This is a genomic window from Micromonospora narathiwatensis (assembly GCF_900089605.1).
GTDB lineage: Bacteria > Actinomycetota > Actinomycetes > Mycobacteriales > Micromonosporaceae > Micromonospora > Micromonospora narathiwatensis.
In genome coordinates this window covers 3815150-3841793 of record NZ_LT594324.1, presented here as the reverse complement: position 1 = coordinate 3841793, position 26644 = coordinate 3815150, and the positions used below count along the sequence as shown (strand labels likewise).

Here is a 26644-nt window from a genome sequence, read left to right as displayed (position 1 = left end):
TGGACTGAAGCCGCCGCCGCTGCCCCGGTAGCCGCTGCTGAGGCCGTCACTGGCCATCCGGCCGCCCGTGCCCGCCGTTCGGCGCAGCCGGGCGGCCGCTCGGCGCATCGTCGCCACCCGGACAGACGTGACCTGGGTCACATGGCCGTAACCTCCGGCCGTTACCTGGCGAGTCACGACTTCCCGGAGGTGTGTCACATGGCAGCACCCGAACCGGAGGCGCCGAGCCCGGCGCGGTCCAGGGCCACCGACCGTAGCCCCTGGAACTGGTTGCTCTTCATACCGATCGTGGTGCCGTTGATCCCGGCCTTCTTCAACGCCGACTCACCCCGGCTCTTCGGGTTCCCACGCTTCTACTGGCTGCAACTGGTCTGGATCCTGCTCGGCGTGAGCACCACCACGCTGGTCTACCGGCTGACCAGGAAGCGGGGTGACCAATAATGTGGCGCGACCACCTGACCGAGATCATCGTCTTCACCCTGCTCTTCCTGCTGGTCAGCGCGATGGGCTTCGTGGCGGCCCGGTGGCGGGCGCCGCGCGACATGGCGCACCTCGACGAGTGGGGGCTGGGCGGGCGCAGCTTCGGCGGCTGGATCACCTGGTTCCTGGTCGGCGGTGATCTCTACACCGCGTACACGTTCGTGGCGGTGCCGGCGCTGATCTTCGGGGCCGGGGCGGCGGGCTTCTTCGCCGTGCCGTACACGATCGTCATCTACCCGCTGGTGTTCCTGGTGCTCTGCCGGCTCTGGTCGGTGTCGCACCGGCACGGTTTCGTCACCCCGGCCGACTTCGTCCGCAGCCGGTTCGACTCGCCGATCCTGGCGCTGCTGGTCGCGATCACCGGCATCGTGGCGACCATGCCGTACATCGCGTTGCAGCTCGTCGGCATCGAGGCGGTGCTCAAGACGATGGGCGTCACCGGGGACAGCGCGCTGGCCCGGCACCTGCCGATCATCATCGCGTTCGCGATCCTCGCGGCGTACACGTACCAGTCCGGGCTGCGCGCGCCGGCGCTGATCGCGTTCGTCAAGGACTCACTGATCTACGTGGTGATCCTGGTGGCGGTCGTCTACCTGCCGTACAAGCTGGGCGGCTGGGGCAGCGTCTTCGACGCGGCGGACGCGAAGTTCCAGGCGACTCCGGCACCCGGCGACGGCATCCTGCTCAACGCCAACAACCAGCTCCAGTACGTCACCCTGGCGTTCGGCTCCGCGCTGGCGCTGTTCCTCTACCCGCACAGCATCACCGGCGTGCTGGCCAGCCGGAACCGGGACGTGATCAAGCGGAACATGTCCGCGCTGCCGGCGTACAGCCTGCTGCTCGGGTTGATCGCGCTGCTCGGCTACATGGCCATCGCGGCCAAGGTGACGCCGCTGCCCGGGGCCAAGGCGGGCAGTGTGGACACCAACACCATCGTGCCGAGGCTCTTCGACCAGCAGTTCCCGGGCTGGTTCGCCGGGATCGCGTACGCGGCGATCGGCATCGGCGCGCTGGTGCCGGCGGCGATCATGTCGATCGCGGCGGCGAACCTGTTCACCCGCAACATCTACAAGGAGTACGTCAGGCGGGACGCCACCCCGGCGCAGGAGGCCAACGTCTCGAAGGTCACCTCGCTGGTGGTGAAGGTCGGCGCGGTCGCCTGCATCGTCTTCCTCGACCCGCAGTTCTCCATCGATCTCCAGCTCATCGGCGGCGTGATCATCCTCCAGACGCTGCCGGCGGTGGCGCTGGGCCTCTACACCCGCTGGTTCCACCGGGGCGCGCTGATCGCCGGCTGGGCGGCCGGCATGGCGATGGGCATGTGGATGCTCTACCAGGTCGCGAACCCGGCGACGGGGAAGAAGCACTTCGCCGGCTCGGCCTTCCCGCTCTCCGAGTTCGGCTTCGACACCAAGAAGACGATCTACGTCGGCATCGTGGCCGTACTGGTCAACCTGGCGGTGGCGGCGTTGCTGACGCTGGTGCTGCGGGCCGCCAGGGTGGCCGACGGGGTGGACGCGACCACGCCGGACGACTACTTCGCCGACGAGGGCGACGCCCGCGTCACCCCCGGCCCCGACCGCGGCGCCGACTCCGCCCGCGAACCGGTCGCCTGAGCCTGCCCCGAGGCCCTCGGTCGCCCTCCGGCGGCCGAGGGCCTCGTCGTGCGGTCAGCGGCGGCGGTTGCGTACGTCCAGCGCCTCGTTGAGGCGGTGCAGCAGCTCCGCCAGGGTGTCCCGGTCGTCGGGCGACCAGGCGGCGAGGATGTCGCCGTAGAGCCGGGTGCGGGCCGCCCGGACGGCGGCCATCCGTTGCAGCCCGGCGGGGGTGGCGGAGACCACCGTGCCGCGCCCGTCGGCCGGATCGGGGGTACGGGTGATGAGGCCGTCCCGCTGCATCGCGGAGACCTGCCGGGTGACCGTCGAGCCGTCCAGGCTCAGCCGTGCGGCCAGCGCGGACACGTTCTGCGGGCCGGCAGTGTCCAGGTACCGCAGGATCACGTACGCCGCCCGGTCCAGCAGGCGGTGCTCCATCGTCCCGGTGCCCCGCCGGGTGGCCTCGCCCAGCCGCATCAGCAGGGCGACCTCGGTCTCGATCCGGCCGAGGGTGACCTCATCGTGACCGGTTTCCTGGCTGTGGTCGTCCGTCATAGCTGTATGATACAACCGAAATAACTGTAAGATACAGCTATCTGGGAGGCGGAGTGGATCGGCGATCCGAACCCAACCGCAGTGCCATCTACGCCACCACGCTGGTGGCCTTCCTCGCCATCGCCGGCATCGCCGTGGTGGACCCGATCCTGCCCGCCATCGGCGCGGCGATCGGGGTCACCGCCTGGCAGGTCGAGCTGCTCTTCACCGCGTACATCGCGGTGATGGCGGTCGGCATGATCCCGGCGACCCTCGCCAGCGGGAGGTTCGGCTTCAAACCCGTGCTGATCACCGGTGTCGCCGTGGTCGGCCTCGCCGCGATCCTCGCCTCGTTCAGCAACGACATCGTGCAACTCTCCGTGCTGCGCGGCGTGTGGGGGCTGGGCAACGCGATGTTCTTCGCCACCGCGATGGTGGTGCTGGTCAACCTCGCCAACGACCGGGAATGGGTGGTCGGCCTCTTCGAGACCGCGCTCGGGCTCGGCTTCGCCGTCGGCCCGCTGATCGGCGGCCTGCTCGGCGAGGTGAGTTGGCGGCTTCCGTTCTTCGTCTGCGGCGTCTTCATGGTGCTCGCGCTGGCCGTCGCCGCGCGCAAACTGCGCGAGCCCGCCCGCCGGCAGGCCCCGGTACGCGTCGGCCAGATCTTCTCGACGTACCGCAAGCCGGCGTTCATCACCCTCTGCGTGGTGACCGCCGCCTACAACTTCGTCTTCTTCGTGGTGCTCGGCTACACGCCCCTCTACCTGCACCTTGACGTGATCCCACTGGGGCTGGCCTTCACCGGCTGGGGCCTCGGCCTGGCCGCCGGCATCCTGCTGATCGGCCACCGGCTGGCGCACCGGATCGGCGCGGTGCAGACCGTCGGCGTCGCCATCGCCGGCCTGCTGGTCTGCATGGTGCTCTTCGCCACCTCCTCCGGCACCGCCGAGTCGCTGGTGGTGCTGGTGCTCGCTGGCCTGTTCATGGGTCTGGCCAACGCCAACCTCACCGACCTGGCGCTCGGCCTCGGCTCCGCCGACCGACGGGTCGCCACCGGCGCGTTCAACCTGGTCCGCTGGGGTGCCGCCGCGCCCGCCCCGATCATCTCCGGCAAGCTCGCCGAGCACGGGCTGGCCCTGCCGTTCTGGGTCGGCTTCGGGGTGCTCGCCGTCGGCGTGCTGATCTACCTCGCCTTCGCGCACCTGATGGCCGCCGGCTACGGCGAGCGGGTGCTCTGGTCGAGGTGGAACCGGGCCGCCCGCGGCGCCGAACACGCCCCGGAGGAACCGGTCGGCGAGGCGTACTGACCCCTACCTGGTCGGACCGCCCGGGCGCGACGCCGCGCCGGGGCGGTCCGGCGTCCCGGGGCGCTCAGCGCAGCGCACGCCAGAGCAGGTAGAGGCCGATCGCCGTGCCGAACACGACGATGACCGTCTTCAGCACCATCGCCGGCAGTCGGCGGACCAGCCGGGCACCCAAATATCCGCCGGCCACCGTGGCCGGTGCGACCACCACGGCGGACGCCCAGTCGACCGGCCCGAAGAGCGCGAACACCACCAGCGTGGTCAGCCCCACCGCCGCCGAGAGCAGGTTCTTGACGGCGCTCACCCGGGCGAGAGTGGTGTCCAGCACCAGCGCCAGGCCGGCCACCAGCATCACCCCGAGCGCCGCGCCGAAGTAGCCGCCGTACACCGAACCGAGGGCGACCATGGACTGCACCGCGACCGTACGGCGGCGCGGGCTCAGGTCGGCCGGATGGCCGACCAGCCGGCGCAGCGGATCCTGGAAGGCCAGCACGGCGGTCGCGCCCAGCACCAGGAACGGCACCACCATCTCGAACGCCCGCGCCGGGGTGGCCAGCAGCAGCAGGCAGCCCACGATCGTCCCGGCGATCGTGGTGGGCAGCAGGCTCCACAGCTGCCTTCCGCGCGGCAGGTCCATCCGGCTGCCGGCGACGCTCGCCACGTACCCGGGGAACACCGACACGGAGTTCGTGACGTTGGCCGGGACCGGTGGCAGGCCGGTCGCGATCAGGGCCGGGAAGGTGATGAGCGAACCGCCCCCGGCAACCGCGTTCACCGTGCCCGCGGCGAGGCCGGCGGCGACCAGGAGCGCGGCGTCGGAGAGGTTCATGGCCCCCGAGGCTAGCCGTCGCGACTCGTCGACGCAGGGATGGACTCCTGCCTCGATCGACTCCACGTCGGGGATATGGGGGTGCTGGAGTTGGATCGAAGCCGCGATATCGCCGATCCGCAGCGAAGCTACCGGCCGGGAAATGGACGGGCCACGGGGATCGTTAGGATGAGGGCGCGACGGACGAGTCGACCGGGCGGTCGCGTCGACGGGCTCCGGCCCGTCGCCGAGGAACGTCCGGACTCCACAGGGCAGGGTGGTTGCTAACGGCAACCCGGGGCGACCCGCGGGACAGTGCCACAGAAAACAGACCGCCGGCCCGATACGGGACGGTAAGGGTGAAACGGTGGGGTAAGAGCCCACCAGCATCCCGGGTGACCGGGATGGCTCGGTAAACCCCACCCGGAGCAAGGCCAAGAAAGGGCCGTCACCGCGAGGCGACGGTCCGCGCAGACGCTTGAGGGCTGCCCGCCCGATGTCTGCGGGTAGGCCGCTGGAGCCTGCCGGCGACGGCAGGCCGAGATGGATGGCCGCCGCCGACGCGCCTTCGGGCCGCGTCGGTCACAGAATCCGGCGTACAGGTCGACTCGTCCGTCGCCCACCAGGTCAGAGCCACGATCAAGGCTCTGGCCTGGCCGTATGTTCAGGCGTCGATGGTCGCTGGTGGTCAACATTGGTCGGCGTTCGACGCCCTGGCGACGCCCTGACGCCCTGGCGACGCCCTGACTTGAGCTGCGGAGCTTCAGGTTGGAAGGTCGAAGATCACGGCCGAGAAGGACCTGGTGGGGCGTGCCAGCTGCAGGACGGGGGGACCGTTCACGCCCGTTCGTGACCGCCGCAGGTACGGGCTACTGGCACGTGGATGGGCACGGCGAGCTGCCCATCACTTGATCACGTTGCCCGCCCCGCGTAGTTTCGTCCTTGTGACTGATGGGGATACTCCGGCGACCGATGCCCGGCGTTGGTTGCCATCGGTGCTCAAGCTGTCCGGCCTGGCGCTTGTGGTCGCGGTCACGGTGGCGGTGACTCTGCTGGCTGTCGACAGACGCAGAGAAGCGGACGCACACGATGGGGTGCGATGGTGCCACCAAAAGGTCATCGAGCGGGCACTGGAGAACCAGAAGGCCACCTCGTCAGCTGAGGTCCGGTTCCTGGGAGAACAGTTTGTTGTCGGCCAGAACCATGCCGGACAACGCGCCATCGAGGTTGATGGTGGCGTGGCGATCGCCGGGGTGGAGTCACGCTACTCGTGCGGCCGGGAGTACACGGGCGACGCGCGGTTCGGCTACCTGACGGTGCACTGGGCCGATGATGAAGGGACTCGACAGTCCTAGCTGTGGCAGTGATCGGACGGCAGACAAGCGGATCTCCTCGTCTGGCGACTGCCCGACGAGGAGATCTGCGGCGGCATCTCTGAGGAGGGCCGGTGTTCGGGGCGGAGCCCCGAGGTCTTCTGATCGTGTCGTCCCCAAGCGTGGCCGGCCGGAGGTCGCCAGCAGGCCGAGGCCGGGCCGGCGCGGCCAGCTTGCGGGCCGCCTTGACCTGGACGGCGGCTGGGTGCATGTCGTTCGGCAACTCAAGCTCGTCCGGTCACGCCTGGTCTTCGGGCTGCCCAAGAACGACCGGGACCGGCGCATCCCGCTGCCCGTGACGGTGGTCGACGCCCTGCGGGAACACCTCGACTGGTGCAAGCCGGTAGAGGTCACCCTGCCGTGGGAGGACCCGTTCAGCGACGAGCAGGTCACCGTACCGCTCGTGCTGACCACGCCACGCAACGGCGCGATCAACCGCGCGACCTTCGACGCCAAGACCTGGAAGCCCGCGCTGACCGCCGCAGGCATCGTGCCGACCAGGGCGGCGGGCATGCACGCGCTGCGCCACTTCTACGCCTCGGCGCTGCCCGACGCGGGGGAGAGCATCAAGGCGCTGGCGGCGTACCTCGGCCACGCCGATCCCGGGTTCACGCTCCGGGTCTACACCCACCTGATGCCCGCCAGCGAGGAACGCACCCGACGGGCGATCGATGATCTGTTCCGGGATACCCGGCCGGGGCCGGACGCCCTGGAGACGCCCTGAGTGCGGTCGAGGGCGGCGTTTGCGCAGCTCACAGCGGTTTTCAGTGAGAGAATCCGGCGTACAGGTCGACTCGTCCGTCGCCCACCAGGTCAGAGCCGTGATCAAGGTTTCTGGGCTGGGTTCTGTATTCAGGCGTCGATGGTTGTTCGTGGTCATTGTTGGCAGACGTTTGCCGGCCTGGCGACAGCCCGCCGGCCCGGCGACAGTCTGATCTTGGCGCGGCGCCAACACGGATGGCTGGCGCTCGCCGGTCATCCTGAAGCAGTGACCGACCGCCAACCGCGCCCCACCGCATGGGCATCGTTCGCTCGTGACGTTCTGGTGAACCTCGTCGCGAACCTCATAGCCGCCGGAATCATCTACCTGGTGGCTGCTGCCGCTGGCTACATCAAGGCCAAACCGGCGGTAACGTCCACCATCGTCGGATTGCTCCTGGGACTACCTGTCCTGTATCTCGGAGCGCGGATCAGTCAACGGCTGGCCAGGAGGGGAGCGGACAAGCAACTTGTGGAGGCGGTTGAGTTCGGTGGGTTGGTTGCGTTCGTCGTGGTGATGTTTGTCGCGGGCTATATCACCATGGAACTTTTGTTCTGAGCCGTAACATCCCAGCTCCTGCTGCCATCCGATGCTCCTATGAATTCCAGCTCCGCCGCCCGGTGGCACTCACCATCCTCACTGTCCGCGGCCGACCCACACCTCGATGGAGTGGGCCCTGGTCTACTCGGCTTGCCCGGGGCGGCGACCATGAGCTACGCCACCGTCCCGCCGACCAGCCGCCGACCTTGCGCCTTGCGTACGCGGTGGACCTCCGGCAGGCCGAGCCAGGACGCCAGCGCCGTCAACTCCCCATGCACGGCCGTCGAGACCTCGGGAGCGAACGGGACGTCCTCGTGGATCGCGTCCACGCGCAGGATCCCGGCCTTGCGGTCGGCCGTCGCGTCGACCTTGCCGACGAGCCGATCGTGGTGCAGCACCGGCAGCGCGAAGTAGCCCCAGCGTCGCTGCGCCTTCGGCACGTACATCTCCAGGCGGTACTCGAAGTCGAAGAGTTCCAGGGCGCGCTTGCGGTCGTGCACCAGCCGGTCGAACGGGGACAGCAGCGCGGTCCGGCCGGCGAGCGGTGTGCCGTCCAGCGCGGCCGGATCGACCCGCCACAGACCGGACGTACCCTCGATCTCGGCCGGCTCGCCAGCCTGGCCGACCACCGTTGGGCGGGCGACGCCGAGCGAGCGGAGCAGCCGCTCGTCGCGGATCCGGCGGGCCTCATCGGCGGGCGCGGCGGGCGTGCCGGGCGGGTAGACCCGCTCGGCGATGTCCCAGGTCCGTTGGCGCCCGATGCGGCCGGAAATGGCGATCTCGCCGCGCGCGGCGAGGAACTCCAGCATCTGCGTGACGTTGCGGTTGTTGGTCCAGCCGGTCGACGGCCAGGGTACGACGCTGCGGTCCGGCACGGCGCGGCTCAGCAGCGGGCCGGAGTCGCGCAGCAGGTCCAGCACGTACCGGCGGAACGCGTCGTTGGCCGCCAGCCAGTCCCGGCGGCGGGCGTCCTCCGGCCAGGTGGCCATCTCGGCGAGGTGCAGCCCCAGGTCGGTCATCGGCCGCACCATCGCCCGGTGCTCGAACAGGGCGCGCTCTGTCTCCAACGCCCGGGTCAGGTGGCTCGGCCGGTACGCGGCGCCGAGCCGGCTCCAGGCGACCAGGTCGGCGTTGGGCGCCACGGCTGCGGTCGGGTCGATCTGGAGGAACGTCAGCCGGTCCACCACCGCCAGCAGGCCGGTGGGCCGCTCCGCGTCGAGCAGTTGGGCGCGGACGGCGACACGGCGGGCGGTGGCGCGGTCGAGCCGGTGCGGGGTCATGCCGAGAGGCTAGTGCGGCAGACCGACACCGCCGTCACGGCCGGCGCCGTCCACTCTGGAAAGGGCCCGGCCAGCCGGCGTGTCCCGCGACGGGACCGCACCCTATGTAGAGTTCCAATACAGTACCGCCATGCGGATGACGATCCCGGTGGCGAAGGTGCTCGCCGCGCTCCTCACCGACCGCGAGGCCCCGCGCTACGGGCTCGACCTGATGAGACTCACCGGCCTGGCCAGCGGCACCCTCTATCCGGTGCTGCACCGGCTCCAGGCGGCCGGCTGGCTCGCCGCCGACTGGGAAGAGGTCGACCCGGTCGCGGCCGGTCGGCCCGCGCGCCGCTACTACCGGCTCACCGCCGAGGGGGTACGCGCCGCCCGGCTGGCGCTGGCCGAGCTGCGGGCCCTTGCCTCGGACGGCCCCACGCCCCGGGGCGGCGCCGCGCCGACGGGAGCCCCGGCGTGGTGACCCGGTGGCTGGCCGGTTTCCTGCTGCTGCGGTCGGCGGTGCGGCGCTGGCCGGCGGAACTCCGCGACGAACTGTCCCGGGAATGGCACGCCGAGCTGCATGTGCTGGCCGAGCGCGGAGAGCGCTGGCGGATGTTGCGCTTCGCCGCCAGCCTGGCCGCCAGCCGGCCCGGCACGCCCGTCGTCGACCGGGCCCGGTTCGACGCCCGGTCCCGCCGGACGGTCGCCACCCTGCTGTTGGCCCCACTGGCCTGCCTGGTGACCCTGGCGGTCGCCGTGGTCGCGTCCAGCGTGCTGGTTGGGCCGGTGGGCCACGCCGGGAACCTGAACGTCCCGCAGGCGCCCGTGGTGAGCGCCCTCACCGCAGGGCTCGCGGTGTGGTTGGCCCGCCGGATCGGCCGGGGCGCCGCGCGTGGCGCACTGCGTGGGCGGCTGCGTGCGGCGCTCGGCGTCGTGCTGCCCGTCGCCCTCACTGCGGTCTCCGCCGAGTACGCGCTGAACGAGACCACCGACGACCTGGCACGCGTCGCACCCGGCCTGGTGGTGTGGCTGACCGGTCTGGCGTTGGTGCTGTGGGGCGCCGGGTCGCTGGCCGGCCGGGGGCGGGTCCGGGTCGCCTGGTGCCTGGGCGTGCTCGGCGTGCTGGTCGCCGCCGACGCGGCGGTGGTGCTCACCGTGGTCAACCACATCCCGGCCGGGCCGCCCACCGTCATCGACGGGGTGGCGCAGGGCGACACCGTCGACCGGATCTCCGCGCCGCTGTGGCTCTTCGCCTGCTGGACCGACTGGTCGTTCGGGCTGCCCCGCCCGACGGGGGAGGAGTTGTTCCTGATCGGCGATCTGGTCGACCTGCAACCCTTCCTCTATCTGGCCTGCACCCCGTACGCGCTGGCGTATGTCATCGGTGCCGCCGGCCCGGCCGGCGTCGCGGCGGTGGCACCGGTCGCGTCGACCACCTGAGGGCAGCCGACCGGGAGTCAGGCGGACCAGCTCACCATCCGCGCCGCCTGGTCGTAGTGCCGGGCCAACTCGGCGTCGATCCGTTCGGCGCGGGCCTCGCCGAGCACCAACCCGGGGTCCTGCCACGGCCGGGCGCCGAGCATCCGGTGGCGCAGGCCCGCCGGTGGATGGGTGGCGAACAGCGACGCCTCCTCCCGGATGGAAAGTTGGCGCACCAACGGCTGTCGCTCGGCGGTCCCGGCCAGCGAGCGCCGCAGTCCCGCCCGCCACCCGGCCGGTCCCTGCCCGCCCAAGGCACCCTGGCGGACCACCAGCGCCACCGACTCGTGGCTGAGCAGCACGTCGAGCAGGCGCGTCGCGCCCGTGGTGCCGGCCACCCGTGCGGACAGTTCGTCGGCCAGGTACTCGGCCCGCTGGCTGTCCCGCAGCGCGGTGCAGACCAGCACCAGGTGGCCGAGGAAGAGCAGGCGGGACACGAGCCACGACAGGATCCGGCCCAGCCACTCGCCGATCAGCTCCAGCAGCCCGCTGCCCTGCGTGCCGCGCATCGGGCGGAACAGGTCGGCGGCGTTGCCGAGCATCGTCAACGCCGGGTCGGTCACCAGCAGCCGCCGGATGTCACCGTTGACGAAGTGGCCGAGTTCGTGGCCGAGCAGTGCGACCCGCTCCTGTCCGTCCAGCGCGCCCCACAGCGGCAGCCCGAGGCAGAGCACCCGGCGCCGACGCAGGCCCACCGCCGTCGCGTACGCGTTGATGCGGCTGTCGACGCCGATCACGTGCGGCACCGGCGCACCGATCGCGGTGGCCACCTCCTCGACCAGGGCGTGCAACTCGGGCGCATCCTCCCGGGAGAGCACCTCCAGGTCGGGGTCGATCCGACCGAACCGGGGCCGCAGCGCCACCGCCAGCCCGATCAGCGCCAGCCCGAAGACGATCGCGAGGTTCGGGAACGGGTACGCGAACACCAGCCACGCCCCGAGCACCGCCAGCGCCAGCACCCCGACCAGGAGTAGCAGCGAGACGACGACGGTCACCGTGCCGGCCAGCCCCAACCCGGCCGACTCCAGCGGGCGGCCGACCAGCGCGGCGTACTGCTGGCGGGTGAGCCGGGTGGCGAGCCGGTGGGTTCGCCGGTCGACCCAGGACCACCCGAACTCGGGTGTCTGGTGGGCACGGTCGTAGCCGTCGAGGTTCCACTCGCACCGGGCGCACCAGGGCATCGCCTCGCGGATCGACACCGTCGGCGTACCGCACTCCGGACAGGCCCCCGTACCGGCCGTCGTGATGATCATGAGCGTCGATCCTGCCGGGAGCCGTGCCTCGGCGGTACCGGCCGTTCAGCGGAACCGCGCTCCGGGCGCGGCAACCGTTGCCCGACAAACCGCTGCCCCTTCTTTCCGTTTCGGCCCCGGACCGGCCCGGAGCGCGTCTACATTGGAGAACGTCGGTGCCTATTTGTGGCGTTCCGGTGGCGGCCGGGCGTTTCGCGTTGCACAGTGATCGCATGAGCGACAACGGAAGTGGCGGGCACTACTACTGGTGCACGCGACACCACCGGGTCGAGACCGATGCCGACGTGTGCCCCGCGAAGCACGTTCTCGGACCGTACGCCTCAGCCGCCGACGCGGAGAACGCCCTGCAACAGGTGCGGGAGCGCAACGAAGCGTGGGATGCCGAGGACGCCCGTTGGGCCGGGGAGGACAGGTAGACGGCGCGGGACGGCCCGCGTCGAGGTACTCGTGCTCCGCGACGGCGGCGCACGTCCCCAAGGAGGGAACCGAGATGGCCGAAGCACAGCAGGCCACCACCCGCCCGGCCGCCGCCCCCAGGACCCGGAAGCAGACCAGCGCGGCCCGCCGGATCACGGGCGCGGCCGGCACGACCACGGTCACGAAGGCGTCGCCGAACGCCTCGGGGGCCGGTGCCGGCCGGGTGCCGGCGACGAAGGCGGTCGCGAAGAAGGCGGCCGCCAAGAAGGTCGTGTCGGCGGCGCGGAAGGCGCCCGCGAAGGCGGCACCGGCCACGAAGACCACCGCGAAGAGAGCCCCGGCCACCAGGGCCACCGCGAAGAAGGCGCCAGCCACCGCGAAGAAGGCCCCGGCCACCAAGGCCACCGCGAAGAAGACGACGGCGAAGCAGGCCGCCGCCGGGAGGACCACGGCGGCGGCGAAGAAGGCTCCCGCGAAGACCACGGCGGCGAAGAAGGCGCCGGCGAGGAAGACCACGGCCGCGGCCACGGGAGCCCCGGCGAAGCGGACCACCACCGCCGCGGCGAAGAAGGCGCCGGCCCGGGCCACCGCCGCCGCACGGAAGGCCACCTCCACCACGACGAAGGCCACCGCCGCGGCGAAGAAGGCCGGCACGGCGGCGAAGAAGGCCGCCGCGAAGACGACGACCAAGCGGGCTCCCGCGAAGCGGACCACGGCCGCGGCGAAGAAGGCACCGGCGGCGAAGAAGGCTCCCGCGAAGAAGACCACGGCCGCGGCGAAGACGGCTCCCGCGAAGAAGACCACGGCGGCGAAGAAGGCTCCCGCGAAGAAGGCCACCGCCGTGAAGGCCGCCGGGACCCGTCCGGCCGGTGGCGCCCGCAAGGCGGCGGCCAAGAAGGCTCCGGCGAGGAAGACGACCGCCACCTCCTCGACCGCCGCGCGCAAGGCGGCGGGCGGCCGGAAGGCGACCTCCGCGGCGTCCGGCGTGAGCGCCATCGAGGCCAGGACGAGCACCTCGACGGGTACGCACAAGCGGCTCACCGCCGCGCGGAAGCCGGCCGGTACCAGGGTCGTCGCGGGCCGCTCGACGGCCAAGCCGGGGAGCGCCCGCCGGGCGACCGGCTGACCCGGGTACGCCGGGCCGGCCACGCCGGTGACGGCTCCGGCTCGGCGCGCCTGACGGTGCGCCGCGACCCGGAGCCGTCGGCCGATGGGCGGATGGTGCGCCGCGCTGTCAGGATTGGCGCGTGGTGATCCGACGTGTACTGGCGCCCCGCATCGACTTCGGCGCGCTGCGCCGCGAGCTGGGACTGCCCGAGGGCTTCCCGGCCGCGGCGCAGCGCGAGGCCGAGGATTCGGCCGCCGCGCCGCTGCCGGCCGTCGCCGACCGGACCGACGTACCCCTCGTCACCCTCGACCCGGCGGCCTCGCGCGACCTCGACCAGGCGATGCATCTCGCCCGCCGGCCCGGTGGCGGCTTCCGGGTCCGGTACGCGATAGCCGACGTCGCCACCCACGTGCGTCCCGGCGGGGCGCTGGAGGACGAGACCTGGCGCCGGGGGCAGACCGTGTATCTGCCCGACGGCAACGTGCCGTTGCACCCGCACACGCTCAGCGAGGGGGCGGCCAGCCTGCTGCCCGACGCCGAGCGGGCGGCCGTGCTGTGGACCATCGACCTCGACGCCGACGGCGGCACGGTGGGCGTCGCGCTGGAACGCGCCCGGGTCCGCAGCCGGGCCAAGCTCGACTACGTCGGCGTGCAACGCGCCGCCGACGCCGGCCGGCTGCCCGAGCCGATCGCCCTGCTGCCCGAGATCGGCGCCCTGCTCATCGCGCGGGGATTGCGCCGGGGCGCGGTCAACCTGCCCCTGCCCGAGCAGGACGTCGAGCCGGACGGCGACGGCTGGCGGCTGGTGCTGCGCGGGCCCGGCCCGATGGAGGAGCACAACGCGCAGATCTCCCTGCTGACCGGGATGGCGGCGGCCGACATCATGCTCGCCGGCCGGATCGGGCTGTTGCGGACGATGCCAGCCCCTAAGCCGGAGGCGGTCGACCGGCTGCGGCTGGCCGCCGGGCCGCTCGGCGTGCAGTGGCCGGCGGGGATGTCGGTCGGCGAGGTGCTGGCCGGACTGGACGCCTCCCAGCCCCGGGCGGCGGCCTTCATCGACCAGGCGGCCGAGCTGATGCGCGGGGCCGCGTACACCGCTTTTGACGGGCAGTTGCCCGAGCGGCCGGCGCACGGCGGGGTGGCCGCCGCGTACGCGCACGTCACGGCGCCGCTGCGCCGGCTGGCCGACCGGTACGCGACCGAGGTCTGCCTGGCCCTGCACGAGGGCCGGGAGGTGCCCGACTGGACCCGCGCCGCGCTGCCGAGGCTGCCGGAGGTGATGACGAGCACCGACCGGACCGCGTCGGCGGCGACCCGGGGCGCGGTCGAGCTGGCCGAGGCGGTGCTGCTGGAGCACCGGGTCGGGGAGACGTTCGAGGCGGCCGTGCTGGACGTGGACGCCCCACGGCCGGCGGCCGAGGTGCCCCGACAGCCCGGCGACGGCCCCGGGCCGGATCGGCCGTCGGGGAACGGGGCCGCGAAGCCGGGACGCCGGCCCGGCGGCACGGTGGCCCTGGACCAGCCGCCGGTCCGCGCCCGTTGCCTCGGCGAGCTGCCCCTCGGTGAGCGCGTACCGGTCCGCCTGGTCTCGGCCGACCCCGTCCACCGCAAGGTCCTCTTCGAACGCGCCTGACCCACCCGGTACGCGTACCCGACGCCCGGGGTGGGGTGCCGGTCGGGTTTGCGAGGATGACCGCATGGCTTACGACGCGACCACACTGCCCGACGTCTCCGGGCTGACCGTCGGCATCATCGGGGGCACCGGTGACCAGGGGCGGGGACTCGCCTACCGGTTCGCCCGGGCCGGGCAGACCGTGCTGATCGGGTCCCGCTCCGCGGACCGGGCGGCGCAGGCCGCCGCCGAGATCGCCGCGCTGCCCGGCGTCGCGGCCGGCACGGCGGTTTCCGGCGCGGCCAACGACGAGGTGGCTCGCCGCAGCGACGTGGTGATCATCGCGGTGCCCTGGGACGGGCACGCCGCCACCGTCGCCGCCCTGGCCGAGCCGCTCACCGGCAAGATCGTGGTCGACTGTGTCAACCCGCTGGGCTTCGACAAGCAGGGCCCGTACGCGCTGCCCGTCCCGGAGGGCAGCGCCGTGCAGCAGGCCGCCGGGCTGCTGCCCGAATCCCGGGTCTGCGCCGCCTTCAACCACGTCAGCGCGCCGCTGCTGGCCGACCCGGAGATCGACCGGATCGACCTGGACGTGCTGATCTGCACCGAGGACCGGGAGCTGGTCGGGATCGTCGCCGCGCTCGCCGCCCGGATCCCCGGCATGCGGGGCATCTACGCCGGCCGGCTGCGCAACGCCCACCAGATCGAGGCGTTCACCGCCAACCTGATCGCGATCAACAAGCGCTACAAGGCGCACGCCGGAATCCGCGTCACCGACCTCTGACGCCGGTCCTCACGACTGAGATCTTGGTAGGAGACGGCCCCTCAAGGGCCCACTTCCTACCAAGATCCATGGCGAGCCCACCGGATGCGGTCGGCAGCCGGCGATGCCGAAGTCGAACATCAGCCGAGTGTGGCCGGCGGAACGTGGCGGTGGGGGCCCGGTCCACACCCGGTCCTGTCCTACCCGTGTCTGGGGGGCGACCCACCGCCGCGAACCGTGCTAGAAGGTGTGCTCGGCGGCGGGGAACTCGCCGTCGCGTACCTCGTCGGCGAACCGGCGGGTGGCGTCGGTCAGCGCGCCGGCCAGGTCGGCGTAGCGCTTGACGAAGCGGGGCGCCCTGCCGGTGCGCAGCCCGGCCATGTCCTGCCAGACCAGCACCTGGGCGTCGGTCTCCGGGCCGGCGCCGATGCCGACCGTGGGGATCCGCAGCTCGGCGGTGATCCGCTTGGCCACCTCACCGGGCACCATCTCCAGCACCACCGCGAAGGCGCCCGCCTCGGCCACCGCCCGCGCGTCGGCGATCACCTCCTCGGCCGTGTCGCCCCGGCCCTGCACCCGGTAGCCGCCCAGGGTGTGCTCGCTCTGCGGGGTGAAGCCGATGTGCGCCATCACCGGGATGCCGGCCCCGACGATCGCCTCGACCTGCGCCGCGCAGCGCCGGCCACCCTCCAGCTTCACCGCGTGGCAGCCGCCCTCCTTCATGAACCGCACCGCGGTGCGCAGCGCCTGTGTCGGCCCCTCCTCGTACGAGCCGAAGGGCAGGTCGCCGACGATCAGCGAGTGCTTCGTCGCCCGTACCACCGCGCGGACCAGGGGCAGCAGCTCCTCGGCGGTCACCGGCAGGGTGGTCTCGTAGCCGAAGACGTTGTTCGCCGCCGAGTCGCCGACCAGCAGCACCGGGATCCCCGCCTGATCGAAGATCGAGGCGGTGTACTGGTCGTACGAGGTGAGCATCGCCCACCGCTCGCCGCGCTCCTTGGCGGCGATCAGGTCGCGGGTGCGTACCCGTCGGGTGGCCGGCCCGCCGTAGAGGGCGGTCACCTCGGTCGGGGTGGACTCCACCATGACTATCTCCTTCCTCGAGGCCGCGCTCGCGGTCCCCGGGTTCCGCCGCGATCGTCGCACCGGACGACCGGCCGACGGCAGGGCGGAGTGGAGGATTTCACTCCCCGGCCCGCGCTCGGTGGGGCCGGGGACGTCGGCCGGTCAGCCGTGCTCGCGCCAGCGGTTGGTGATCGGCAGCCGGCGGTCCCGCCCGAACGCCTTCATGGAGATCTTCGTGCCGGGGGCGGACTGCCGTCGCTTGTACTCGGCGGTATCCACCATCCGCAGCACCCGGTCCACGATGGCCGGGTCGTGGCCGGACGCGATCAGGCCCTCCCGGCCCAGGTCGCCGTCGACGTAGCCGATCAGGATCGGGTCGAGGACGTCGTAGTCGGGCAGGGTGTCGCTGTCGAGCTGGCCGGGGCTCAGCTCCGCCGAGGGGGGCTTGCCGATCGAGTTCTCCGGGATCGGCGGGGTCTCACCGCGGCGCTCGGCGTCGGCGTTGCGCCACTTGGCCAGCCGCCAGATCAGCGTCTTCCAGACGTCCTTGACCGGGTTGTAGCCGCCGACCGAGTCGCCGTAGAGGGTGGAGTAGCCGACGGCCAACTCGCTCTTGTTGCCGGTGGTGAGGACCAGGTGGCCCTCCTGGTTCGACAGCGCCATCAGGATCACGCCGCGTACCCGGGCCTGGAGGTTCTCCACGGCCACGCCGGAGAGCGACATGTTGGCCAGGAAGGCGTCCACCATCGGCTGGATCGGCTGGATCCGGTAGTCCAGGCCGGTCCGCTTGGCCAGGTCCTCGGCGTCGGAGCGGGAGTGCTCGGACGAGTGCTGGCTGGGCAACGACACCCCGACCACCCGGTCCGGGCCGAGCGCGTCCACCGCGATGGCCGCCGCCACCGCCGAGTCGATGCCGCCGGAGAGGCCGAGCACCACCGACGGGAACCGGTTCTTGTTGACGTAGTCGCGCAGGCCCAGCACCAGCGCCTGCCACACCTCCGCCTCGTCGGCGACCGGCTCGATGATCCCGCCGACCGCGGGCTCCCCGCCCGGGGCCGGCGGCAGGTCGTCGACCTCGGCCCGGACCACCCGCATCGCGTCGGCCAGCTCCGCCTCGCCGCCGACGGGCTCCCGCGCCGCGGGCAGCTCGACGTCGTGCAGCAGCAGGTGCTCGACGAACTGCGGGGCCCGGGCCAGCAGGGTGCCGTCCGCGCTGACGATCATCGAGTCGCCGTCGTAGACCAGCTCGTCCTGGCCGCCGATCATGTTCACGTACGCGATGGTCGCGCCGGCCTCCGCGGCCCGGCGGCGGACCAGCGGCAGCCGGATGTCGTCCTTGTTCAGCTCGTACGGCGAGCCGTTGATGTTGAGCACCAGCCCGACGCCGGCCTGCCGGGCCACCGCGAACGGGCCGCCGGCCTGCCAGAGGTCCTCGCAGATGGTCAGCGCGACGGCCACCCCGCCGATCCGCACCACGTTCAGCGTGTTGCCGGGCACGAAGTAGCGGTCCTCGTCGAAGACGCCGTAGTTGGGCAGGTGGTGCTTGAAGTAGCGGGCCACCACCCCGCCCCCGTGCAGCAGCGCGGCGGCGTTGCGGGCACCCCGGCCCGGCTCGGCGTCGGAGCTGACCTGCGGCGGGCCGTCCGCGTCCAGGTAGCCGACCAGGACGGGCAGCTCGCCGAGCCCGTCGGCGGCCAGGTCGGCGGCGAGCCGCTCCAGCGCGGCCTGCGACGCGGCCACGAAGGAGCGGCGGAAGACCAGGTCCTCGACCGGGTACCCGGTCAGCATCAGCTCCGGGAAGAGGGCGAGCTGGGCGCCGGCGTCGGCGGCCTTGCGGGACCAGGCGCGGACCAGGTCGGCGTTGCCGGCGACGTCGCCGACGGTCGGGTCGACCTGGCACAGGGCGAGACGCAGGGTGGGCATGTCCCCAATCTTGCCCCAGCGGGCCGGGTCGAATCCGAGCGGACGGGGAGACCGCGGCCACCGCGTCCCCGCGCGCGGGACACGGCGGGACGTACGCCGGGTGGTCGCGTAACGTCGGCGTAACGAGGCCGGTGGAGACTGGGCGGTCAGGCCGGGCCGGCCCTGACCGGTTCCGGACGTACGTGTCACGAGGGGTGGAAGTGGACCGTCAGCAGGAGTTCGTCCTCCGTACGCTGGAAGAGCGGGACATCCGGTTCGTCCGGCTGTGGTTCACCGACGTGCTCGGCACGCTCAAGAGCGTGTCGGTGGCCCCCGCGGAGCTGGAGGCGGCCTTCGACGAGGGCATCGGTTTCGACGGCTCGGCGATCGAGGGTTTCGCCCGGGTCTTCGAGTCCGACATGGTGGCCATGCCCGACCCCACCACCTTCCAGGTCTTCCCCTTCGAGGGTGGGGTGAGCGGCGAGAGCGCCCGGATGTTCTGCGACATCCTGCTCCCCGACGGCAGCCCGTCCTGGGCCGACCCGCGGCACGTGCTGCGCCGGGCGCTGTCCCGGGCGGCGGAGAAGGGCTTCACCTTCTACACCCACCCCGAGATCGAGTTCTTCCTGCTGGAGAACGGGCCGCAGGACGGCTCGGTGCCGATCCCGGTGGACACCGGCGGCTACTTCGAGCACACCACCCACGCGGTGGCCCGGGACTTCCGCCGGCAGGCCGTGCTGGCGCTGGAGCGGATCGGCATCTCGGTCGAGTTCAGCCACCACGAGGTGGCCCCCGGCCAGCAGGAGATCGACCTGCGCTACGCCGACGCGCTCACCACCGCCGACAACATCATGACCTTCCGCCACGTGGTCAAGGAGGTGGCCCTCTCCACCGGCGTGCAGGCCAGCTTCATGCCGAAGCCGTTCACCGACCAGCCCGGCAACGGTATGCACACCCACCTGTCGCTCTTCGAGGGGGAGCGCAACGCGTTCCACGACGCCGGCGACCCGATGAAGCTGTCCAAGGTGGCCAAGTCGTTCATCGCCGGGCTGCTCACCCACGCTCGGGAGTACACCGCGGTCACCAACCAGTGGGTCAACTCGTACAAGCGGCTCTTCCCGCTGGCGCTGCCGGACCGGATCACCGAGAGCCCGGCGTACGTCTGCTGGGGTCACCTGAACCGGTCCGCGCTGGTCCGGGTGCCGGCGTACGGCAAGCCGAACTCGGCCCGGGTGGAGGTGCGTTCGCTGGACTCGGCGACCAACCCGTACCTGGCCTTCGCGGTCATGCTCGGCGCCGGCCTGAAGGGCATCGAGGAGGGGTACGAGCTGCCCCCGGGCGCCGAGGACGACGTCTGGTCGCTCAGCAGCGCCGAGCGCCGGGCGATGGGGTACGAGGCGCTGCCGGAGAACCTGGCCGAGGCGATCGACGTGATGGCCGGCTCGGAACTGGTCGCCGAGATCCTCGGCGAGCACGTCTTCGACTTCTTCCTGCGCAACAAGCGGGCCGAGTGGGAGCAGTACCGCCGCGAGGTCACCCCGTACGAGCGGCAGCGCTACCTCTCGCTCTGAGCCGGTCTGTCGTACCCCGGGCATAGCCTGCCGGGGTGAACCGGACCGACCGTCTCTACGCCCTGGTGGAGGAGTTGCGGGCGGTGTCGCCCCGGCCGCGCAGCGCCCGCTGGCTGGCCGGGCGCTTCGAGGTCAGCGCCCGCACGATCGAGCGGGACATCGCCGCGCTCCAGGCCGCCGGGGTGCCGATCTGGGCCGAGCCGGGCCGCACCGGCGGCTACGTGGTCGACCGGGCGCGCACCCTGCCGCCGGTCAACCTGACGCCGGGCGAGGCGGTGGCGATGGCCCTCGCGCTGCACCGCCTCGGCGGCACCCCGTTCGCGGCGGCAGCCGGTGCGGCGCTGCGCAAGCTGGTCGCCGTGATGCCGGCGGCCGACGTCGCCGAGGCGCACCGCCTCGCCGGCCGGGTGCACCTGATCGGCGACGGGCCGGTCATGCCCGTACCGGCCGCCGTCGCCGACGCGGTCGCCGCCGGGCGGGTGCTCCGCCTGACGTACGCGGACCGCGCCGGCGCGGACTCGGTGCGCGACGTGGAACCGCTCGGCTACCTGGGCAACGCCCGGCACTGGTACCTGCTGGCCTGGTGCCGGCTGCGCGACGGGCTGCGCTGTTTCCGCACCGATCGGATCAGCTCGGTACGCCCGCTGGCCGAGGCGGTGACCCGGGAGCTGCACCCCGGCGATCTCGACATCCCGCACGAGCGGGTGCGCCCGCTGAGCCTGGTCTGAAGCCCGGCCGACTCGTCGGCTGGTTTTGACCGGCTGACGGCGGTGGTGCCGGTGCCACCCGTGAAACACCGACAGGACGCTGTCGCGGAGGACCCCGAGGCTTACTCCTGACGGCGCCGGCCGACCGGCCGGCGCGGAGGAGGAGGCAACATGTCCAGCACGCCCGTCACCTGGTTCGAGATCGGCTCCGACCGGCCGGACGAGGTCGAGCGCTTCTACGCCGACCTGTTCGGCTGGCGCTTCGGGGAGCAGGGTGCGTCGGGGGCGTCGTACCGGCAGACGGCGGCCGGTGGGGAGCGGGGGATCGGCGGCGCGATCCGGGCCACCAGCGGCGACTCGCCGAACTACGCGATCTTCTACGCCGAGGTGGCGGACGTGGCCGAGACCTGCCGGCGGGCCGAGGCGGCCGGCGGCAAGGTGCTGGTGCCGCTGCGGAGCGCGCCGACCGGGCTGACCTTCGCGCACCTGCTCGACCCGTCCGGGAACCACCTGGGCGTGTTCACCCCGCCGCCCGCCGGGTGATCCACTCCACAACGGCGACATGGCGGCATCCCGGAACCGGGATGCCGCCATGTCGCCGATCAGCAGCCGTGCAGGTGGCCCCGCCGCGGGTGCCGGCCGGGAGGGAGGTACGGCCGGTGAGGAGACGGCGGGGCCACCCGGGTCACTTGCCAGTGCGCTCCCACCCGCCGTGGTGGCCGCGAGCGCCCGGGCCCGGGAAGACGCCGGCGTCGACGGCCTTCAGCACCGCGTCGGCCTCGTCCTGGGTCAGCTTGCCGTCCTTGACGGCCTGGTCAAGCCGCTTCTTCAGCTGCTCCTGCCGGTTGGCCTGCCAGTCCTTCTGCTTCGCCTGCCGGTCCTCGGTCGACGGCCGCTCCGGCCGGTCGCCCTTGTGCTGCTCCTTGAGCTTGTCTAGCGCGGCGGTGACCTTGTCGGTCGAAACGCCCAGCTCCTTGGCGAGGGCGTCGGCGAACTCGGCCTGCCGGTCGGCCCGCTTCTGCTGACGGTCGGTGCCCTGGTCAGCGCTCGCGCTGGCGCTCGGGGCGGGGCTCTTGTCGTCGGCGAGTGCCACCGTGGGGGCAGCGATCCCCACGCCGAGCACCCCGGCGGCGGCCAGGCCGACCAGCACGTTCTTCCTCGACATCTTGCGGATCATGCGGTTCTCCAGTTCCGGTGGTGGTGCGTTGACGTGACCGACAGTGACCGCCTGACCTGGGGGCAACCCGTGGCGGACCTGTCAACGCGCTGAAAATCCGACTGCAATATACGGACAAACTAGTTGCAAATGCCACACCGGAGGGGTCACCGGACGGCGGGGGAGACGGTCAGGGTGCCGGCGTCCGCGTCCAGGACGGCGGGAGTGCCGACCGGGACGGTGAGCTGGCCGACGCCGTGACCGATCGGGAGGCCACCGAGAACCGGCACGCCGAGGTCGCCCAGGCGCTCGGTCAGCACGTCGGCGACGGTGGTGTCCCAGTCGTCCGCGCACCCGGTGAACTGGCCCACGGCCACCCCGGCGACCCCGGCCAGCGCGCCGCAGCGGCGCAGCTGGGTGAGCATCCGGTCGACCTTGTACGGCGGTTCCTGCACCTCCTCGACGAGCAGGATCGCCCCGGTCAGGTCCGGCATGTCCGGGGTGCCGATCGAGGCCGTGATGAGGCAGAGGTTGCCGCCGAGCAGCCGGCCCTCCGCCCGGCCGGCCACCCGGACCGGGTGGGTCCCCTCCGCCTCGACGGCGGCGACCGTGACCGGTTCGGTGGTCATCAGCGCGGCGTGCAGCGACTCCGCCGAGTGGAGCGGGGTGCGGTCGTCCAGCCACGCCGCCCCCGGGCCGTGCACGCCGGCCAGCCGGGCGCCCCGCCAGAGCGCGAACTGCAACGCGGTGATGTCGGAGAACCCGGCCACCACCTTCGGGTCCCGGCGGACGACGTCCATGTCGACCAGGTCCACCATCCGCTGCGCGCCGTAGCCGCCCCGGGTGCAGATCACCCCGCGTACCTCCGGGTCGGCGAACGCGGTGTTCAGGTCGGCGGCCCGCAGTTCGTCGCCGCCGGCCAGGTAGCCCCGGCGGGCGTACGCGTTCGGCGCCAGCACCGGGCGCAGCCCCCAACCGGTCAGCAGCTCGATGCCGCGGGCTACCCGCTCGGGCCGGGTCGGACCGGAGGGCGACACCAGCATCACGGTGTCGCCGGGGCGCAGGACCGGTGGGCGCAGGCAGTCGTCGGTGGGCACAGCGGCAGCCTAGTGGGCCGAGCCGTTCCGGCCTGCCCGTCACCTACCGGATAGCCTCGACGTCGTGGCGACCGCGCTGGTGATCGAGAACGACCCGACCGACGACCTCCGCCGACTGGGGGAATGGCTCACCGAGGGGGGCGTCGACCTGCGGGTGCTGCGCCCGCACGCCGGCGACCAACTCCCCGCCGACCTGGACGGGTACGCCGCGCTGGTGGTGCTCGGCGGCGAGCAGCAGGCGTACCCACGGCCCGACGGCAGCCCCGACGCGCCCTGGTTCCCCGCCCTGGAGGGGCTGCTGCGCAAGGCGGTCCGGCAGCGTATCCCCACCCTCGGGGTCTGCCTCGGGGCGCAACTGCTGGCCACCGCGCACGCCGGCGAGGTGGAGCGGAGCCCGTCCGGGCCGGAGGTCGGGCCGGCCGTGGTCGGCAAGCGGGACGCCGCCGAAACCGATCCGCTCTTCCGGTACGTGCCGTTGATGCCGGACGTGTTCCAGTGGCACTCCGACGAGATCACCGGGCTGCCGCACGGGGCCACCCTGCTCGCCGCCTCCACCCGCTACCCGCACCAGGCGTTCCGCCTCGGCGACCGGGCCTGGGGGCTGCAGTTCCACATCGAGTGCGACACCGCGATGATCGCCGACTGGGCCCGCGACTCGATGCTCCTCGCCGAGCTGGGCTACGACCCGGAGCTGGTGGTCGCCGCGTGCGACCGGGTGATGGCCGACGTTGAGGAGGTGTGGCAGCCGTTCGCGATCCGGTTCGCCGCCCTCGCCCTCGGCGAGCTGGAAGACGACGCCCCTCGCCGTAGCCTGCCCCTGCTCGGGAACTGAGGTGACCCGCCCGACCAGGGGACGCCTCGCCCGGTACGGCTTCGCCGAGGGCGACGGCCGGGCGCGGGCCGCCGACCTGCTCGGCCCGGACGGGCTCGGGCTGTGGCGGCCGGACGTCCAGGAGCCCGCCGACGAGCGGGCCGGCGAGCTGCTGGCCGCCCTCTCCCGGGCCGCCGACCCGGACCTGGCGCTGCGCCAGCTGCACCGCCTCGTCGAGGCGGAACGCCGTAGCGCGGCGAAGCCGGCGGTGCTGGACGCCCTGGCCGCCGACCCGGGGCTGCGCCGGCGCCTGGTCGCGGTGCTCGGCGCGTCCGCGGCGCTCGGCGACCACCTGGTGGCCAACCCCGGCCAGTGGGTGGTGCTGGCCACCGATCCGGACGGGCTCGCGCCGTCCGCCGACGGCCGCCTGGACCTGGCCGCCGCCGCCCGGCTGACCGGCGCCACCGGCCCGGTGCCGGTGCTGCGGCAGGCGTACCGGCTGGCGCTGCTGCGGATCGCGGCGGCGGACCTGACCGGCGGGCGCGGGCTGGAGCAGACCATGGCGGCGCTCTCCGGGCTCGCCGACGCCACCCTCGCCGCCGCGTACCAGTTCGCCGTCGACGAGCTGCCGGAGGGCACGGCCCGGCCCCGGCTGGCCGTGGTGGCGATGGGCAAGTGCGGTGGCGAGGAGCTGAACTACGTCTCCGACGTGGATGTCATCTTCGTCGCCGCCTCCGACGACGACCTGGCCGCCGCGACCCTGGTCGCCACCCGGCTGATCCACGTCTGCGGGCTGGTCGCCTGGCCGGTCGACGCCGCGTTGCGGCCGGAGGGCAACCGGGGGCCGCTGGTGCGTACCCTCGCCAGCCACCTCGCCTACTACCGCCGCTGGGCCCGGACGTGGGAGTTCCAGGCGTTGCTCAAGGCCCGGCCGGCGGCCGGCGACCTGGGCCTCGCCCGGGAGTGGATCGAGGCGCTCGCGCCGCTGGTGTGGACCGCCGCGGAACGGCCGGAGGCGGTCGAGGACGTCCGCGCGATGCGCCGGAAGATCATCGACAACATCCCGCCGAAGGAGCTGGAACGCGAGATCAAGCGCGGCCCGGGCGGGCTGCGCGACATCGAGTTCGCGGTCCAGTTGCTTCAGCTCGTGCACGGCCGGGGCGACGAGTCGCTGCGGGCGCCGGGGACGATCCCCGCGCTGCGCGCGCTGGTCGCCGGCGGCTACGTCGGCCGGGCCGACGGGGAGGCGCTGCTGCTCGGCTACCGCTTCCTGCGCGGCGTCGAGCACCGGCTCCAGCTCCAGGGCCTGCGCCGGACCCACACCGTGCCGGCCGAGCCGGCCGCGCTGCGCTGGCTGGCCGCCGCGCTCGGCCACGTGGCCACCCCGGGCCGCAGCGCCGTCGAGGAGTTCCGCGCCGAGTGGGTCACGCACGCCACCGAGGTACGGCGGCTGCACGCGAAACTGCTCTACCGGCCGCTGCTGGAGTCGGTGGCCCGGGTGCCCGCCGAGGGACTGCGGCTCACCCCGGAGGCGGCCCGGCACCGGCTGGAGATCCTCGGCTTCGCCGACCCGGCCGGGGCGCTGCGCCACCTCCAGGCCCTCACCGGCGGGGTGAGCCGGACCGCCGCGATCCAGCGCACCCTGCTGCCGGTGCTGCTCAGTGAGTTCGCCGACGCGCCGGAACCGGACCGGGGGCTGCTCAACTACCGGCAGGTCTCCGACAAGCTCGGCAGCACCCCCTGGTATCTGCGGCTGCTCCGGGACTCCGGCCCGGTCGCCCGCCGACTGGCCCGGGTGCTCTCCTCCTCCCGGTACGCCGCCGACCTGCTGGCCCGCGAGCCGGAGGCGCTGCGGCTGCTGGCCGAGGACGGCGAGCTGACCCCGCGTAGCCGCGAGGTGCTCGGCGAGGGCTTCGTCGCCGCGGCGGCCCGGCACGCCGACCCGGTCGAGGCCATCCGGGCGGTGCGCGCCCTGCGCCGCCGGGAGCTGGTCCGCCTCGCCTGCGCCGACGTGCTGAGTCGGGCCGGCTCGCTCGCTCCCACCCTGAACCGCGTCGAGCCGGACGGGCGGGCCGGGCTCGGCCTCGCCGACGTCACCGCCGTCGGCACCGCCCTCTCCGACGTCGCCGACGCCACCCTGGCCGCCGCGCTGCGGACCGCCCGGGCCGCCCAGCCGGCCCCGCCGGGGCTGCGCTTCGCGGTGATCGGCATGGGCCGGCTCGGCGGGTACGAGTCCAACTACCTCTCCGACGCCGACGTGCTCTTCGTCTACGACCCGCCGCCGGGCGCGGACGAGTCGGCGGCCAGCGCCGCCGCCCATGCGATCGCCGAGGAGCTGCGCCGGCTGCTCTCCGCGCCGGCCCCCGACCCGCCGCTCGGGGTCGACGCCGACCTGCGCCCGGAGGGCCGGCAGGGCCCGCTGGTACGCAGCCTCGCCGCGTACGCCCAGTACTACGCCCGCTGGTCGAAGGTGTGGGAGGCGCAGGCGCTGCTGCGGGCCCGGTTCGTGTGCGGTGACGCCGACCTGGGCGCCGAGTTCGAGGCGATGATCGACCCGGTTCGCTACCCGGCCGACGGGCTGACCCGCGAGCAGGTGGTGGAGATCCGCCGGATCAAGGCCCGGGTGGAGACCGAGCGGCTGCCCCGGGGCGCCGACCCGGCGACCCACACCAAGCTGGGCCGGGGCGGCCTGGCCGACGTCGAGTGGGCGGTGCAGCTGCTCCAACTCCGGCACGCCGGCCGGCGTGCCGAGCTGCGCGGCACGCGTACCCTCGACGCCCTCGCCGCCGCCCGCGACGCCGGGCTGGTCGAGGCCGACGACGCGGCGGAGATGGCCGCCGGCTGGACCCTCGCGGCGCAGGTCCGCAACGCGCTGATGCTGGTCCGCGGCCGGGCCGGGGACCAGCTCCCCCGGCACGGGGTGGAGCTGGCCGGGGTGGTACGCCTGGTCGGCCGCGACGACCCCGGCGAGTTCCTGGACGAATACCTGCGCACCGGCCGCCGCTCCCGCGCCGCGATGGAACGGGTCTTCGGTGGCTGACGTGCTG

General features: G+C 73.0%; 25 protein-coding genes and 1 other RNA gene. 18 read left to right on the top strand and 8 right to left on the bottom strand.

What is annotated here, in order from left to right:
• Positions 1-198: 198 nt before the first annotated feature.
• Positions 199-441 (top strand): DUF3311 domain-containing protein, encoded by a 243-nt coding sequence (locus GA0070621_RS16305; RefSeq protein WP_091196559.1) that lies wholly within the window; start codon positions 199-201, stop codon positions 439-441.
• Positions 441-2096, top strand: a complete 1656-nt coding sequence (gene mctP / locus GA0070621_RS16300) for a monocarboxylate uptake permease MctP (RefSeq protein WP_091196556.1) — start codon at positions 441-443, stop codon at positions 2094-2096. The genes GA0070621_RS16305 and mctP overlap by 1 nt, the downstream gene beginning before the upstream one ends.
• Before the next feature lie 54 nt (positions 2097-2150).
• Here the strand turns inward: mctP and GA0070621_RS16295 are convergent, their stop codons facing one another.
• On the bottom strand, positions 2151-2630 hold the full coding sequence (locus GA0070621_RS16295; protein ID WP_091196552.1) for a MarR family winged helix-turn-helix transcriptional regulator: 480 nt from the start codon (positions 2628-2630) through the stop codon (positions 2151-2153).
• Positions 2631-2683: 53 nt separating this feature from the next.
• Between GA0070621_RS16295 and GA0070621_RS16290 the strand changes: the two genes are divergently transcribed.
• A complete protein-coding gene (locus GA0070621_RS16290) occupies positions 2684-3916 on the top strand; it encodes an MFS transporter (protein ID WP_091196549.1) in 1233 nt (410 codons plus the stop codon).
• 64 nt (positions 3917-3980) lie between these two features.
• Here the strand turns inward: GA0070621_RS16290 and GA0070621_RS16285 are convergent, their stop codons facing one another.
• The gene (locus GA0070621_RS16285; RefSeq protein ID WP_091196547.1) at positions 3981-4742 is read right to left on the bottom strand and encodes a sulfite exporter TauE/SafE family protein; all 762 of its coding nucleotides are present in this window, start codon (positions 4740-4742) and stop codon (positions 3981-3983) included.
• A gap of 184 nt (positions 4743-4926) precedes the next feature.
• Between GA0070621_RS16285 and rnpB the strand changes: the two genes are divergently transcribed.
• From rnpB to GA0070621_RS29585, 4 genes are all read left to right on the top strand, one after another.
• Positions 4927-5336, top strand: an RNA gene (rnpB, locus tag GA0070621_RS16280) — RNase P RNA component class A.
• A gap of 380 nt (positions 5337-5716) precedes the next feature.
• Entirely contained in the window at positions 5717-6076 is a 360-nt protein-coding gene (locus GA0070621_RS16275) for a hypothetical protein (RefSeq protein WP_091196544.1), read from the top strand.
• 223 nt (positions 6077-6299) lie between these two features.
• Complete coding sequence (locus GA0070621_RS16270; protein ID WP_167666969.1) at positions 6300-6818, top strand: tyrosine-type recombinase/integrase; 519 nt, start codon at positions 6300-6302, stop codon at positions 6816-6818.
• A gap of 138 nt (positions 6819-6956) precedes the next feature.
• On the top strand, positions 6957-7412 hold the full coding sequence (locus GA0070621_RS29585) for a hypothetical protein (protein ID WP_157740003.1): 456 nt from the start codon (positions 6957-6959) through the stop codon (positions 7410-7412).
• Positions 7413-7567: 155 nt separating this feature from the next.
• On the opposite strand, the gene GA0070621_RS16260 is transcribed toward GA0070621_RS29585, so the two are convergent.
• Positions 7568-8674 carry a DNA glycosylase AlkZ-like family protein gene (locus GA0070621_RS16260; RefSeq protein WP_091196538.1) on the bottom strand — a complete coding sequence of 369 codons (1107 nt, stop codon included), beginning with the start codon at positions 8672-8674 and terminating at the stop codon, positions 7568-7570.
• Between the two features lie 130 nt (positions 8675-8804).
• Between GA0070621_RS16260 and GA0070621_RS16255 the strand changes: the two genes are divergently transcribed.
• Entirely contained in the window at positions 8805-9137 is a 333-nt protein-coding gene (locus tag GA0070621_RS16255) for a PadR family transcriptional regulator (protein ID WP_091196535.1), read from the top strand.
• The gene (locus GA0070621_RS16250) at positions 9131-10096 is read left to right on the top strand and encodes a hypothetical protein (protein ID WP_167666968.1); all 966 of its coding nucleotides are present in this window, start codon (positions 9131-9133) and stop codon (positions 10094-10096) included. The genes GA0070621_RS16255 and GA0070621_RS16250 overlap by 7 nt, the downstream gene beginning before the upstream one ends.
• Positions 10097-10113: 17 nt before the next feature.
• On the opposite strand, the gene GA0070621_RS16245 is transcribed toward GA0070621_RS16250, so the two are convergent.
• A complete protein-coding gene (locus GA0070621_RS16245; RefSeq protein WP_091196533.1) occupies positions 10114-11388 on the bottom strand; it encodes a M48 family metallopeptidase in 1275 nt (424 codons plus the stop codon).
• A 212-nt stretch (positions 11389-11600) separates the two neighbouring features.
• Here GA0070621_RS16245 and GA0070621_RS16240 point away from each other — a divergent pair, with 212 nt between their 5' ends.
• The 4 genes from GA0070621_RS16240 to npdG all read left to right on the top strand — a co-directional run bounded on the left by GA0070621_RS16240 (position 11601) and on the right by npdG (position 15309).
• Positions 11601-11804 carry a hypothetical protein gene (locus GA0070621_RS16240; protein ID WP_123241265.1) on the top strand — a complete coding sequence of 68 codons (204 nt, stop codon included), beginning with the start codon at positions 11601-11603 and terminating at the stop codon, positions 11802-11804.
• A gap of 74 nt (positions 11805-11878) precedes the next feature.
• The gene (locus GA0070621_RS16235) at positions 11879-12931 is read left to right on the top strand and encodes a hypothetical protein (RefSeq protein ID WP_167666967.1); all 1053 of its coding nucleotides are present in this window, start codon (positions 11879-11881) and stop codon (positions 12929-12931) included.
• A gap of 121 nt (positions 12932-13052) precedes the next feature.
• Positions 13053-14546 carry an RNB domain-containing ribonuclease gene (locus GA0070621_RS16230; protein WP_091196528.1) on the top strand — a complete coding sequence of 498 codons (1494 nt, stop codon included), beginning with the start codon at positions 13053-13055 and terminating at the stop codon, positions 14544-14546.
• 64 nt (positions 14547-14610) lie between these two features.
• Positions 14611-15309 carry an NADPH-dependent F420 reductase gene (gene npdG / locus GA0070621_RS16225; RefSeq protein ID WP_091196525.1) on the top strand — a complete coding sequence of 233 codons (699 nt, stop codon included), beginning with the start codon at positions 14611-14613 and terminating at the stop codon, positions 15307-15309.
• Between the two features lie 219 nt (positions 15310-15528).
• Here the strand turns inward: npdG and panB are convergent, their stop codons facing one another.
• A complete protein-coding gene (gene panB / locus GA0070621_RS16220; protein ID WP_091196522.1) occupies positions 15529-16374 on the bottom strand; it encodes a 3-methyl-2-oxobutanoate hydroxymethyltransferase in 846 nt (281 codons plus the stop codon).
• Between the two features lie 141 nt (positions 16375-16515).
• Positions 16516-18276 (bottom strand): NAD+ synthase, encoded by a 1761-nt coding sequence (locus GA0070621_RS16215; RefSeq protein WP_091196518.1) that lies wholly within the window; start codon positions 18274-18276, stop codon positions 16516-16518.
• A 200-nt stretch (positions 18277-18476) separates the two neighbouring features.
• Between GA0070621_RS16215 and glnA the strand changes: the two genes are divergently transcribed.
• The 3 genes from glnA (at position 18477) to GA0070621_RS16200 (ending at position 21076) form a co-directional block, all read left to right on the top strand.
• A complete protein-coding gene (glnA, locus tag GA0070621_RS16210; RefSeq protein ID WP_091196516.1) occupies positions 18477-19826 on the top strand; it encodes a type I glutamate--ammonia ligase in 1350 nt (449 codons plus the stop codon).
• A 35-nt stretch (positions 19827-19861) separates the two neighbouring features.
• Entirely contained in the window at positions 19862-20554 is a 693-nt protein-coding gene (locus tag GA0070621_RS16205; RefSeq protein ID WP_091196513.1) for a helix-turn-helix transcriptional regulator, read from the top strand.
• 150 nt (positions 20555-20704) lie between these two features.
• Positions 20705-21076: a VOC family protein gene (locus GA0070621_RS16200; protein WP_091196510.1), complete on the top strand. Its 372-nt coding sequence runs from the start codon at positions 20705-20707 to the stop codon at positions 21074-21076.
• 142 nt (positions 21077-21218) lie between these two features.
• Here GA0070621_RS16200 and GA0070621_RS16195 read toward each other — a convergent pair whose 3' ends face one another.
• On the bottom strand, positions 21219-21710 hold the full coding sequence (locus GA0070621_RS16195; protein WP_091196507.1) for a hypothetical protein: 492 nt from the start codon (positions 21708-21710) through the stop codon (positions 21219-21221).
• Between the two features lie 146 nt (positions 21711-21856).
• Positions 21857-22786, bottom strand: coding sequence for a S66 peptidase family protein (locus GA0070621_RS16190; protein ID WP_091196504.1), 930 nt, complete (start codon positions 22784-22786; stop codon positions 21857-21859).
• Positions 22787-22850: 64 nt separating this feature from the next.
• On the opposite strand from GA0070621_RS16190, the gene GA0070621_RS16185 reads away from it, so the two are divergent.
• Both GA0070621_RS16185 and GA0070621_RS16180 read left to right on the top strand, forming a co-directional pair.
• Complete coding sequence (locus GA0070621_RS16185) at positions 22851-23618, top strand: type 1 glutamine amidotransferase (RefSeq protein WP_091196501.1); 768 nt, start codon at positions 22851-22853, stop codon at positions 23616-23618.
• Position 23619: 1 nt separating this feature from the next.
• Positions 23620-26637 carry a bifunctional [glutamine synthetase] adenylyltransferase/[glutamine synthetase]-adenylyl-L-tyrosine phosphorylase gene (locus GA0070621_RS16180; protein ID WP_091196498.1) on the top strand — a complete coding sequence of 1006 codons (3018 nt, stop codon included), beginning with the start codon at positions 23620-23622 and terminating at the stop codon, positions 26635-26637.
• Positions 26638-26644 lie beyond the last annotated feature (7 nt).